The following is a 12,736-nucleotide window of genomic DNA, read 5'->3' as shown; positions in this document are numbered from 1 at the left end:
GGGCTGTCGTCTGCGGTGCGGGCGCAGGTGCTCGTCATGGTCCCGGTAGTCGCGCTGATGGGCCTGACGGATGAGCCCGCCGTGCTGGACGGGTTCGGGCCCATCCCGCCGTCCATGGCACGGGACCTGGTCGCGAACGGTGCCGATTCGTTCCACCGGGTCCTTGTTGATCCGCGGGACGGGGCGCCGCTGGAGATCGGGCGGACCAGCTACCGGGTCACCAAAGCGATGCGGAACTGGCTGCGGCTGCGGGACGGCACATGCCCCTTCCCCGGCTGCAACAACCCATCGTTGGATAACGAGGCAGACCACCTCCTGGCCTGGCAGCACGGCGGGACCACCGGGATCAGCAATCTCGGACAGCCCTGCCCGAAGCACCACAAACTCCGGCACAGCAGCGGGTGGAAACCGACACCGGCCACCAAGGATGAACCACCCGGCTGGATCTCACCGTCCGGGCGGCACTACAAAAGCGAACACCAGGACTGGGAACCACCCCACTGGCCGGAATCTGTCCTGTCCGCCCTGCCGGCGGCGCTGGAACCGGAGGAGCACCACGGCGGGCAAATCCCCGGCATGCTGCCCTACCGGCCCATGCCCGGCGCGTGTGCCTGCCCTGCCGGAGACCTCCTGCACCTGGAACCACCACAGGAGGAACCTGAAGATGACAACCTCATAGACCTGGACGACATACCCGTGGACGACCCCATCTGGGAAGACTTCTACGCCCTGCCGCCCGTCCTGCCCCCATACCCCCTGAATGTCCGGGACCCCATGAATGACTGGGACCCAGTAAGGGACCGGGACCCGGCACTGACCTAGCCGGCATGAAACGCCCCACAGACACGGGCAGCCGCGCGCGGGGGTCAACAGCCCCGAGCCGGGAAGACGGCCCAAGCACATGCCGGACGAGCGTCTACTCAGCCCCGGGCAGGCAGACTTCCACGAGGCCACCGCTCACCCGCGTCTCGAAAAGCGGCTGCTTCGCGGTGGCCGGGCCAGCCTGCACTTCCCCCGTCCGCAGCGAGAAGGTGCTTCCGTGCCAGGGGCACACCACACACGGGTCGCCACCGTCACCAGGGCCGCCATTCTGCTTGACCCTGTCCTGGAGCCTGCCGCTCTTGATCTTGCCTTCGTGCAGTGGCCCGGAGAGGTGGCTGCAGACGTCGGACAATACGCTGACGGCATCCCCCTCCCGATAGACAAGCAGCGGAATCTCGGCCACAACAATCTTGTGGAGCTTCCCGTCGGGCAGCTCGGACAGCGGCGCCAGCGGCTGCCATCCGCTCGGGAAGCGGTGTGGGATCTCCTCGCTGTGGTTCACGCCCGCCGCCTGCCGGTACGTGAGATGGCCGCCCAGGAACCCGCCCGCACCCACAACGGCCAGGCCGAGGTAGGCAAGCACCTTGCCTCCTCCCCGGCTGCCCCGGGCCCGGGCAACCAAGGAGGCAGCATAGAGGCCCGTGGCCGTGATGTTGGCGGCAGCATGAACCAACCCCACCCGCTGCTGCTGGGGGTGCAGTTGCGTCCAGTCGGTAAAGCCAGCCACCGCGGAGGGCACGGCGGCTCCGGTACCCACACCGATCAGGAGCGCTGAGGCCTTGTCGTTACCAGGCAGGGCGTCCAGCACGGCCGCGGAGATCCACGCACCCATGGGCACCTGGACCGCCAGCGGATGCACGGGGTGTCCAATGGGAACGCCATGCAGGACGTCGCGTGCCCACTTGGGGCGGATGGCCCGCTTCACCACTTTCCGGACCTTTTTGGAAATGGGGTCCAGCCACTCCGCATCTTCCAGGCGGGTAACAAGTTCCAGTGCAGGCAGCGGTTTCATGTGTCTCCCTTACCCCTGTGCTTCATGTCCAGTCGATGCCGGGAAGCTTACTTGCCGGAGCAGGCGCAGCACAGGGCCCCTTGGGTTGGAACCCTGCAAGCGCTGACAGCTACCGGCGCGAAAACCTAATGAAGCGGGGAACCCAGCACCGTGAACTGGTTGCCGCCCATTTCACCGGTGAGCAGTGGCATGGCTTCCTCAATCGCCGCCTGCACACTCTCCAGCCCCAGGGAAGCCCGGTGCGCTTCCGGCGATTCCCACAGCTCACAAACAAACACGGTGTCCGGCACAGCGTCGTTCACGCCCACTTCGTAGAGCAGGCAGCCAGCCTCCTTCAGCCCGGGCATGGGCCGGACCAGGATTGAGAGGACGGCATCGCGCTGGCCCGGCTTGGTTTCGAGGCTTCCCACATTCGCAAAGGTCATAGAAACAGTGTGCAGTACAAGGGCGGCAAAGGCCGGACGCTACCGCACCGCCGGCGCCGACGTCCCCAGCGGCGACTGTTCGACGGCGGTCCCCGCCGCCACGCTGCCAGGCGCACTGGTTCCGGCCGGCTCAAAGGCCGCATCCGTCGTCGTGGTTTCACCTGCAAAGGCGCGGAGCATGGCGGCGCGGTCGAACTGGCCTTCCCACTTGGCCACCACGAAGGTGGCAACGCAGTTGCCCAGCAGGTTCACCACCACGCGCATGGAGTCCATCAGCCGGTCCGCGCCCAGGAGGAGGGCAACGCCCGCCACCGGGAAAATTCCCAAAGCACCCGCCGTGGCTGACAGGGCCAGGAACGCCGAACCGGGGACGCCGGCCATGCCCTTGGATGTCAGCATGAGGATGCCCAGGGCGGCCAGCTGCTGGCCGAGGTCCAGGTTGTAGCCGAAGGCCTGCGCCAGGAACAGGAGGGAAATGGACAGGTACAGCGCGGCGCCGTCGAGGTTGAAGGAGTACCCGGTGGGAACCACGAGGCCGGTGGTGGCGCGGGAGCAGCCGGCGTTGGTCAGTTTGGTCATGATGCGCGGCAGCACGGATTCGGTGGAGGCTGTGCCCAAAGCGAGGAGGAATTCCTCGCGGGTGTACTTCATGAACTGCCACAGCGGGACCCGCGGATAAACCCACGCCACAACGAACAGCAGCCCGATGAACACAATCGCCGCGCCGTAGCAGGCCGCGATCAGCAGGGCATACGTGCTCAGCGAGCTGAGGCCGTACTGGCCAATGATGAATGCCATGGCGCCGAAAGCACCCACCGGCGCCACCCGCATCACCCAGCCCATGATCTTGAAGAACAGCTCAAGCACGGTCTCCATCAGCGTGACGACGGGCATGCAGCGTTCACGGCCGACGACGACGATCGCCGCGCCGAAGAAGACCGCGAAGCACAGCACCTGCAGCAGGCTGTTGCTGGCAAACGCGCCCACCACGCTGGTGGGAATGATTCCAAGGATGAAGGTGCCGGCATCCTTCGGCGGGGCGGTGGCGGTTTTCGCGTTGAGGGCGTCCTGGGAGAGCGACGCCGGATCGATGTTCAGTCCCGCGCCCGGCTGGACCACGTTCCCCACCACCAGGCCGAAGACCAGCGCAAACAGCGTGGCTGCCGTGAAATAGATCAAAGCCTTGACGCCCGTGCGGCCCACAGCCTTGACGTCACTGACCGCGGCTATGCCGGTGACGATCACCAGGAAGATCAGCGGCGCGATGATCATCTTGATGAGCTGGATGAAGCCGTCACCTAGGGGGCGTAGGGCCGCACCGATGTCCGGCCAGAGGTGTCCTATCAGGATGCCGGCCACAACGGCCACCAGGATCTGGAAGAAGAGGGATTTGTAGAGCGGCTTCCTGGAAGCGGGAGGTGCTGCCGTGGGCGCGGTGACATTCATGCCGTTGCCTGTTCGTTGGAGGACGGCGGCACGCATGCCGCAGGGTCACAAGCAACGCTAGGAACCGCATGTTTCCGGAAAGATAAATTCATAATGCGGAACTATTAAGTCTGCCGGCGCCGGCCGCGGGGAATTTGGGGTTGCCCCAGTCCGCCGTGGTTCAGTCCGCAGCCGGCAGTGCCGCGGACTGGACCACCACCGCGCCGCTGGACGTGGTGTCCTCGTTCAGCATCCAGCCCACCCGTTTAACCGTCCGCAGCATCACCACGCTTTCCACCAGGTGAATCCCCGGGACCTTTTGCTGAAGGGCAAGTTCGGCAGTCATAACGTCTGCAAGGGACTGCAGCCACATGATGATCACGAAGTTGGTGGGCCCTGTGGTGGAGGCACTCAGGCGGACATTCTTAATGGTCCGGATGGCGGCGGCCGCTTCCTCGTGCTGTCCGGCGGGGACGTTGGCGAACCACTGGCAGGTCACCGGGTAGGAGGAAAAGGCCTGCGCGATTTCACAGCGGAACAGCAGGATCCCGCTGGCCAGCACCCGGTTGAGCTGACGCTGCACCGTTGCCGGACGCCGCCCCAATTCCCGCGCTATCTGGGCCGCAGTTGCCCTGCCGTCGCGGGCCAGGAACGGCAGCAGGTCCAGGTGGCTTTGCGGCAGTTGCCCCGCCTCCGCCTGGTGGGCGTCCGGGCCGCCCTGGTGGCCGAGCGTCCGAAGCAATGCCAGCTGATGCTTGTCCAGGATATTCAGCCGCCACTCGTCGGCGCTGGTGTGAAGCCGTGTGCACAGGGCCGCCTGGTACTTGATGAGCCCCTCGATGTTCTTCAGCTGGGCGACCACCGTTGCGCTGAACTCCTCCAGCGACCTGGTGATCACGGTGAGCATAAGGTCCCTGTTGCTTGCCGCTTCCTCCACGGTGACGATCCCCGGGATGCCTGCCAACTGCGCAGTCACACTGTCCCTCAGGTTCATGTCGCAGTCCACCGCCACAAAGGCGAGGAGCATCTGCTTCGGATCCCCCGCCAGGTGCGCCGTCACCCACGCCGCCCCGCTTGAGGTAAGCCGTTCCCAGCGGGCGGCAAGAGTGGTGGCGTGCACCCCCAGCACCTTGGAGGCGTCCGCCCAGCCAAGACGCGGATAGGTCTGCAGCACCTGGATGAGGGCCAGGTCTTCCTCACTGAGTTCCACCACTTCCCCCGTCCCCAAGCATGAATCCTGTCAAAATCGGCTCCAGCAAGGATACTTCGAGCGCTTTCACGCAATGTGAGTTGCGCCACTCCAGAATAGTCCACAGACCCGAAAAGCTGAGCTCAGGAGTTATAAAGTGCCCGTGATTGAAGACGCCAAGGAACTGCAGGGGGACCTCACCCGTCTCCGCCACGATCTTCACCGGCACCCCGAAATCGGGCTGCACCTCCCGCGGACCCAGGAGAAAGTCCTCCAGGCCCTCGACGGGCTTCCTTTCGAGATCACCCTGGGCAAGGAAACCACCTCTGTCACCGCAGTGCTTCGCGGGGGCAAGGCCGCGGCAGGCAACCCCGGCGCCCAGCGGCCCGCGGTTCTCCTCCGCGCCGATATGGACGGCCTTCCCGTCCAGGAGAAGACGGGCGCGGAGTTCTCTTCCCAGTCCGACGGCGCCATGCACGCCTGCGGCCACGACCTGCACACCTCGATGCTCGCCGGAGCCGCCACACTCCTTGCCGAGAAGCAGCACCTGCTGCAGGGCGACGTCGTCCTGATGTTCCAGCCCGGCGAAGAGGGGTGCGACGGTGCCAGCTACATGATCCGCGAAGGCGTCCTTGATGCCGCCGGAACCCGCGTGCAGGCGGCTTACGGAATGCATGTGTTTTCCTCGCTCGAGCCCCACGGCACCTTCTGCACCAAGCCCGGCGTGATGCTGAGTGCCTCCGACGGGCTGGAGGTCACCGTCCTCGGCGCAGGTGGCCACGGCTCCGCTCCTCATGCTGCCAAGGATCCCGTCACAGTGGCTGCCGAAATGGTCACCGCCCTGCAGGTCATGGTGACCCGGCAGTTCAACATGTTCGATCCGGTGGTGCTCTCGGTGGGTGTGCTGCACGCCGGCACCAAACGGAACATCATCCCCGAGACTGCCCGCATCGAGGCGACGGTCCGTACCTTCTCCGAAGCTTCCCGGCTGCGGATGATGGAGGCCGTGCCCCGCCTGCTCAAGGGAATCGCGGCAGCCCATGGCGTGGAGGTCCACGTGGACTATCAGGAGGAATACCCGCTCACCATCACCAACGAAGACGAAACGCACACGGCGGAGAAGGTCATCTCGGGACTTTTCGGCGAGCGCCGCCTTTCCCGCTGGGCCACTCCCCTGAGCGGTTCGGAGGACTTTTCCCGGGTACTCGCCGAGGTGCCCGGCACGTTCGTTGGCCTCAGCGCCGTCGCCCCGGGCGCCGATCCGGCCGCCTCACCGTTCAATCACTCCCCTTATGCAACGTTCGACGACGGCGTGCTGGCTGATGGAGCTGCGCTCTACACCGAACTGGCCACCTCGCGCCTTGCCGCGCTGGCGGCGGCCTGACCCGCCGTCGTCCTTCCCATCCCCATCCTCTTCACCACGAACCTGAGGAAGTAACCATGTCCATTGCAGTAACCAAGCAGCAGACTGGACGCGTGTCCACCACCAAGACCATCGTCGGAACCGGCATCGGCAACGCCGTCGAATGGTACGACTGGGCCATTTACGCCACATTCACGCCCTTCATTGCCAGCCAGCTCTTCAGCAAGGCCGACCCGGCGTCGGCGGTGCTGTCCACCCTGGCGATCTTCGCCGTCGGCTTTGTGGCACGTCCTTTCGGCGGCTTCCTCTTCGGCTGGATCGGCGACAGGGTGGGCCGCAAGACCTCGATGACCCTCGCCGTCGGACTCGCCTCGCTGGGCAGCCTGATGATCGGCATCGCTCCGACCTTCGCGAGCATCGGCGCCTGGGCGTCCCTGATGCTGCTCGTGGCACGGCTAATCCAGGGCCTGGCGCACGGCGGCGAGCTGCCGTCGTCGCAGACCTACCTGTCCGAGATGGCCCCCAAGGAGCACCGCGGCTTCTGGGCCACCCTGATCTACACCTCCGGAACCGTGGGCATCCTGTTCGGCACACTGCTGGGCGCCGTCCTTAACATGACCCTGACCGCGGAGGCCATGAACGCCTGGGGCTGGCGCATCCCGTTCCTGCTGGGTGCGGCCATGGGGCTGTACGCGCTGATCATGCGCTCACGGCTGCACGAGACCGAAGCGTTCGAGGGCGAATCGCTGGCGGAAAAGCGCGCACCGCTCTGGCCGCAGATTGTCCGCCACCGCAAGCAGGCGCTCCAGGTTATCGGCCTGACGGTTGGACTGACAGTCATCTACTACGTCTGGGGAGTCGTGGCTCCCAGCTACGCCACCACCGCCCTGAAGATCGACCGCGGCGAAGCACTCTGGGCAGCCGTCATCGCCAACATCGTCTTCATCGCCGCACTTCCCTTCTGGGGGAAGCTGTCTGACCGCATCGGGCGCAAAAAAGTCCTGTGGTCCGGAGCCATCGGTTCCGCGGCGATGCACTTCCCCATGACCTGGCTGCTCAAGGATGCAGCCTGGCAGCTGGCCGTAGGCATGTCCGTGATGCTGATCTTCATAGCTGCGAGCGCCGCGATTGTCCCGGCTGTTTACGCCGAACTGTTCCCGACGTCCATCCGCACCGTCGGCGTGGGTGTGCCTTACTCCATCTGCGTGGCAGTGTTCGGCGGCACCGCACCGTACCTGCAGCAATGGCTCGGAACCACCATGGGCGTGCCGCAGCTGTTCAACATCTACGCGGTGGTGCTCCTGGCCGTGAGCGCGGCATTCGTGTTCACCATTCCTGAGACGAAGGGCAAGGACCTGACGCACTAGGCGCGGGTGGGAGCGCAACCAAAAAGGGTAGACACCACCCTAGCGCGGCTCGAATTGCAGGAGCAGGATTTAACTACCGGATCACAACATCGAATGAGGCCGGATACGCCCCCACTAGCAGGGCGCACTTTGAAAATGGGACAAGCAGGCTGCGGCCGCCATGCTGATTGCGATGCTCAGCCAGGCGCGCGCTTACTCGGCCCGCATGGGGAATCGCACCCTTACAAAATTGTGAACCGCATCCTTATCAGGAGCACAAATGTCCATCACTCCATCAACAGGAATCCGCTCAACCCGGGCCAGGATCGCCCTGGTCCCGCTTCTCTCACTGGGCCTGCTCGGGGGCTCCGTGGCGTTCGCCGGCCCAGCCCTGGGGCATGACGACCGGCGTGACGACCGGCACGGGTGTACCGTCAAGCCGCTGGACCCCAAGGACCTCCGCGGCAACAAGGTCGACTTCAGGATCAAAGTCCAATGCGACGACAAAGACGGCAAGAAGGACGGCAAGAGGACCGTCCATATCCGCCAACTCCGCTACGAGGACGAGAAGGGCCCGCGGCGTACCGACGACCTCCTCGGCCGTTCCCACTTCTACGAGGAATTCAAAAAGGACGATGACAAGGCCAGGACCATCCACAGCGTTGACAAGGTGCGCAACCTGGACCGCCGGGGCGCCGAAGAGGTCTACCACGTGGTCTCCTTCCGTGTGCAGAAGGGCAACGGGGACTGGTCTGACTGGACCAAGTGGGAGATGAGCGAGGTCGTTGAAGTTACGAGAGGCCGCTGACAGGGCAGGACTTTCCGTAGACAGAAACATAAGAGAGCCAGGGGCCACCGCCCCTGGCTCTTTTGCTTGCCGACTCTCCTAAGGCAGCGCACTCGGGCAAACTGCGCCTCTTGACTCCCCCGCCCCTCATTCCCTACACTTTTCATAAAGCAGAATCTAAATTCCACAAAGCGGAAAGTTTGTAAAGACTGAAGCAAGGGAAGATGGATCAAAGCCCTCCTTGGAAGGACCTACGATGACGTACACAGTGAACTGCTCCATCCTCCTCACGGAGCTGCCCCTTCTCGAGCGCCCTGCAGCAGCCAAGGCAGCCGGCTTTGACGCCGTCGAGTTCTGGTGGCCCTTTGAGAGCTCCGTCCCGTCCGACGCCCAGGTCACCGAATTCGAGAACGCCATCAAGGACGCAGGGGTGCAGCTCACCGGCCTGAACTTCAACGCCGGGAACATGCCCGGCGGCGACCGCGGACTGGTCTCCTGGAAGGGACGCTGCTCCGAGTTCAAGGACAACATCGACGTTGTGGCCGGTATCGGCGAGCGCCTGGGCTGCAAAGCCTTCAATGCTCTTTACGGCAACCGGCAGGACGAGTTCACTCCCGAGGAGCAGGACGAGCTGGCGGTCAAGAACCTGGCCGCGGCCGCCGAAGGCGTCGCCCGGATCGGCGGGACCGTCCTCCTCGAACCGGTCAGCGGGGCACCCAAGTACCCGCTCCTCACCGCTGCAGACGCACTCAAGGTCATCGCCCGCGTGAAGGCGGCGGCCGGCGTCGGCAACATCAAGCTCCTCGCCGACTTCTACCACCTCGCCGTCAACGGCGACGACGTAGCAGCTGTCATCGAAAACCATGCCAAGGACTTCGGCCACATCCAGATCGCGGACAACCCCGGCCGCGGCGCCCCCGGCACCGGCACCCTCCCCCTCGGCGAGTGGATCGCCCGCAGCCGCGAACTCGGCTACGAGGGCTACATCGGCCTCGAGTACAAGGAGCCCCAGGAAACGGCCTTCAGCTGGGCCATCCGCCAGCGCGTCAGCCAGTAATCCCCCGCCCCACCCAACTGAGTAGCGCCAAGTGTCGTTTAGAGCCCTCAAAACGACATCTACTGCGACCTAGTTGGGTAACCCCACACAGACTTCAGGAAAGAGAACCATCATGAGCAACGTTGCAGTTATCGGACTCGGAATCATGGGCCTGCCCATGGCCATCAACCTGGTCAAGGCAGGCCACACCGTCACCGGTTTCAATCGAAGCCAGGACAAGATCGACAAGCTGGTCTCCGAAGGCGGCAAGGGCGCCACGAGCATCGCGGACGCCGTCAAGGATGCCGACGTCGTCATCACCATGGTGCCGGACTCCCCCGACGTGGAGGGCGTAGTGGGCGGCAAGGACGGCGTCTTCGCCAACGCCAAGCAGGGAACCTTGTGGATTGACGCCTCCAGCATCCGCCCCGACGTCGCCAAGCGCCTGTCGGATGAAGCCCGCGAAGCCGGCATCCGCCCCCTCGACGCCCCGGTCAGCGGCGGCGAGCAGGGTGCCATCGACGCCGTCCTCTCCATCATGGTCGGCGGCGACAAGGAAGACTTCGACGCCGCCTCGGACGTGCTGAACGCCGTCGGCAAAACCATCGTCCACGTGGGCCCCTCCGGCTCCGGCCAAACCGTGAAAGCCGCCAACCAGCTCATCGTCGCCGTCAACATCGAGGTCCTCGCGGAGGCCATCGCCTTCCTTGAGGCCTATGGCGTGGACACCGACGCCGCCCTTAAGGTCCTCGGCGGCGGGCTGGCCGGCTCCAAGGTCCTGGACCAGAAGGGCCAGAAGATGCTGGACCGCAACTTCGACCCCGGCTTCCGCCTGGCCCTGCACCACAAGGACCTCGGCGTCGTCACCTCCGCCGCCCGCGAAGCCAACGTCGCCGTCCCCCTCGGCGCCGTCGTCGCCCAGCTCGTCGCCGCCACCGTCAACCAGGGCGACGGCGCACTGGACCACTCCGGACTCTTCAAGCAGGTCCTCCAGCTCAGCGGCCGGAAGTAACCCGCCCCACCCCACGAAGTTTTTGTCCAGATATGCGGACTTGATAGCCCCATAAGCCTGCATATCTGGACAAAAACTCCTTCAGCACACCCAAAAACAGACTTAAGTAGGAGCACACCATGAGCAAGATGCGTACCGTTGATGCAGCGGTTGCCATCCTGGAAAAGGAAGGCGCCATCGAGGCGTTCGGCCTGCCAGGCGCCGCGATCAACCCCTTCTATTCCGCAATGCGCGCCCACGGCGGCATCCGCCACACCCTGGCCCGCCACGTTGAAGGTGCCAGCCACATGGCTGACGGCTTCAGCCGCGCCAAGGACGGCAACATCGGCATCTGCATTGGCACCTCCGGCCCCGCCGGCACGGACATGATCACCGGGCTGTACGCCGCCTGGGCCGATTCCATCCCCATGCTCTGCATCACCGGCCAGGCCCCCGTGGCCAAGCTGCACAAGGAAGACTTCCAGGCCGTGGACATTGAGTCCATCGCCAAGCCCGTCACCAAGATGGCCATGACCATTCTGGAGCCCGGCCAGGTCCCCGGCGCCTTCCAGAAGGCCTTCCAGCTGATGCGCTCCGGCCGCCCGGGACCGGTCCTGCTGGACCTGCCCATCGACGTGCAGCTGGCCGAGATCGAGTTCGACATCGACACCTACGAGCCCCTCCCCGTCGAAAAGCCCAAGGCCTCCCGCAAGCAGCTGGAAAAGGCCCTGGACATGCTCACCGCCTCCAAGCACCCGCTGATCGTGGCCGGCGGCGGCATCATCAACGCCGGCGCCTCCGCACAGCTGGTGGAGCTGGCCGAGACCCTGAACATCCCCGTCATCCCCACCCTGATGGGCTGGGGCACCATCCCGGACGACCACCAGCTCATGGCCGGCATGGTGGGCCTGCAGACCTCGCACCGCTACGGCAACGAGAACTACCTGCAGAGCGACTTCGTGATCGGCATCGGCAACCGCTGGGCCAACCGCCACACCGGCGGGCTGGACACCTACACGGCCGGCCGCAAGTTCGTGCACATCGACATTGAGCCCACGCAGATCGGCCGCGTGTTCTCCCCGGACCTGGGCATCGCGTCCGACGCCGGTGCGGCGCTGGCAGGGCTGGTTGAGCTCGCCAAAGAGCGCAAGGCGGCAGGGTCCCTGCCGGACTACAGCGCCTGGGTTGCCGAGTGCCAGGACCGCAAGGCCTCCCTGCACCGCAAGACGCACTTCGGGAACATCCCCATCAAGCCGCAGCGCGTGTACGAGGAGATGAACAAGTCCTTCGGCCGCGACACCATCTACGTGTCCACTATCGGCCTGTCCCAGATCGCCGGCGCGCAGATGCTGCACGTGTTCGGCCCGCGCAAGTGGATCAACGCCGGCCAGGCAGGTCCGCTGGGCTGGACCGCCCCGGCCGCCCTGGGCGTGGTCCGCGGCAAGCCCGACGAGACCGTGGTGGCCCTCTCCGGGGACTACGACTTCCAGTTCATGATCGAGGAACTGGCCGTGGGTGCGCAGTTCAACCTGCCGTACATCCACGTGGTGGTGAACAACTCCTACCTGGGCCTGATCCGCCAGTCCCAGCGCGGGTTCAACATGGAACAGAACGTGTCCCTGGCCTTTGACAACATCAACTCGCCTGAGACCAACGGCTACGGCGTGGACCACCTCAAGGTGGCCGAGGGCCTGGGCTGCAAGGCCGTGCGCGTGGAGGACCCCAACGACCTCGCCGCCGCCTTCGACAAGGCCAAGGCACTCATGGGCGAGTTCCAGGTTCCCGTGGTGGTGGAAGTGATCCTGGAGAAGGTCACCAACATCTCCATGGGCGTGGAAATCAACGCCGTGAACGAGTTCGAGGAACTGGCCGAGACCGCCGCCGACGCCCCCACCGCCATCCTGGCCCTGCAGGCCTAAACGCTGAAGCCCTAGAAAGAAAGACAGCCATGCGCATTGTCATTGCCCCGGACAAGTTCAAGGGGTCGTTGTCCGCCCCCGAAGTCTGTGCGCACCTGGAAAAGGGCCTGCAGCGGGGCGCGGGCGGGAACCTTGACGTGATCCGGATTCCCGTAGCCGACGGCGGTGAGGGAACCCTCGACGCCGCCGTCGGCTCGGGCTTCACCCGCCGCAGCGCCGTGGTGGCCGGACCAACAGGGGAACCGGTCACGGCCGAGTTCGCCGTCCGGGGCAATGAGGCCGTCATCGAGATGGCAGCGGCCTCGGGCCTGGCGCTTCTCCCGGCCAGTGCCCTGGTGGACGGGCGTCCGGGCCCGAGGCCGCTGCCATCTCGATGACGGCCTCATTGCCCCGGACGGCGAACTCGGCCGTGACCGGTTCC

Annotated in this window: 11 protein-coding genes and 1 pseudogene; 8 read left to right on the top strand and 4 right to left on the bottom strand. The window is 65.2% G+C overall.

Going from position 1 to position 12,736, the window contains the following annotated elements; translation table 11 throughout:
• A partial coding sequence (locus ACKAE7_RS18785) for an HNH endonuclease signature motif containing protein (RefSeq protein ID WP_408979992.1) occupies positions 1–822 on the top strand: 822 nt, incomplete at its 5' end.
• A 94-nt stretch (positions 823–916) separates the two neighbouring features.
• Here ACKAE7_RS18785 and ACKAE7_RS18780 read toward each other — a convergent pair.
• The 4 genes from ACKAE7_RS18780 to ACKAE7_RS18765 all read right to left on the bottom strand — a co-directional run bounded on the left by ACKAE7_RS18780 (position 917) and on the right by ACKAE7_RS18765 (position 4,894).
• On the bottom strand, positions 917–1,834 hold the full coding sequence (locus ACKAE7_RS18780; RefSeq protein WP_408979991.1) for a Rieske 2Fe-2S domain-containing protein: 918 nt from the start codon (positions 1,832–1,834) through the stop codon (positions 917–919).
• A 125-nt stretch (positions 1,835–1,959) separates the two neighbouring features.
• Complete coding sequence (locus tag ACKAE7_RS18775; RefSeq protein WP_188812321.1) at positions 1,960–2,259, bottom strand: putative quinol monooxygenase; 300 nt, start codon at positions 2,257–2,259, stop codon at positions 1,960–1,962.
• A gap of 39 nt (positions 2,260–2,298) precedes the next feature.
• Positions 2,299–3,705, bottom strand: coding sequence for a cation:dicarboxylate symporter family transporter (locus ACKAE7_RS18770; protein WP_238340730.1), 1,407 nt, complete (start codon positions 3,703–3,705; stop codon positions 2,299–2,301).
• 160 nt (positions 3,706–3,865) lie between these two features.
• Positions 3,866–4,894, bottom strand: coding sequence for an Lrp/AsnC family transcriptional regulator (locus tag ACKAE7_RS18765; RefSeq protein WP_408979993.1), 1,029 nt, complete (start codon positions 4,892–4,894; stop codon positions 3,866–3,868).
• A gap of 136 nt (positions 4,895–5,030) precedes the next feature.
• On the opposite strand from ACKAE7_RS18765, the gene ACKAE7_RS18760 reads away from it, so the two are divergent.
• The 7 genes and pseudogenes from ACKAE7_RS18760 to ACKAE7_RS18730 form a co-directional block, all read left to right on the top strand.
• A complete protein-coding gene (locus ACKAE7_RS18760; RefSeq protein ID WP_408979990.1) occupies positions 5,031–6,257 on the top strand; it encodes a M20 family metallopeptidase in 1,227 nt (408 codons plus the stop codon).
• A gap of 56 nt (positions 6,258–6,313) precedes the next feature.
• Positions 6,314–7,603, top strand: a complete 1,290-nt coding sequence (locus ACKAE7_RS18755) for an MFS transporter (RefSeq protein WP_190612738.1) — start codon at positions 6,314–6,316, stop codon at positions 7,601–7,603.
• Positions 7,604–7,862: 259 nt separating this feature from the next.
• Positions 7,863–8,390 (top strand): hypothetical protein, encoded by a 528-nt coding sequence (locus ACKAE7_RS18750; protein WP_188812317.1) that lies wholly within the window; start codon positions 7,863–7,865, stop codon positions 8,388–8,390.
• A 235-nt stretch (positions 8,391–8,625) separates the two neighbouring features.
• Positions 8,626–9,426 (top strand): TIM barrel protein, encoded by an 801-nt coding sequence (locus ACKAE7_RS18745; protein ID WP_190612737.1) that lies wholly within the window; start codon positions 8,626–8,628, stop codon positions 9,424–9,426.
• A gap of 73 nt (positions 9,427–9,499) precedes the next feature.
• The gene (locus ACKAE7_RS18740) at positions 9,500–10,417 is read left to right on the top strand and encodes a 2-hydroxy-3-oxopropionate reductase (protein WP_408979989.1); all 918 of its coding nucleotides are present in this window, start codon (positions 9,500–9,502) and stop codon (positions 10,415–10,417) included.
• Positions 10,418–10,536: 119 nt separating this feature from the next.
• Entirely contained in the window at positions 10,537–12,315 is a 1,779-nt protein-coding gene (gcl, locus tag ACKAE7_RS18735) for a glyoxylate carboligase (protein ID WP_408979988.1), read from the top strand.
• A 29-nt stretch (positions 12,316–12,344) separates the two neighbouring features.
• Positions 12,345–12,638 (top strand): annotated as a pseudogene (locus ACKAE7_RS18730) (glycerate kinase); the annotation flags it as partial.
• Between the last annotated feature and the right edge of the window lie 98 nt (positions 12,639–12,736).

This window comes from Pseudarthrobacter sp. NKDBFgelt (assembly GCF_046097905.1).
Taxonomy (GTDB): Bacteria; Actinomycetota; Actinomycetes; order Actinomycetales; family Micrococcaceae; genus Arthrobacter; species Arthrobacter polychromogenes.
This window is presented reverse-complemented; position numbering and strand designations above follow the sequence as displayed.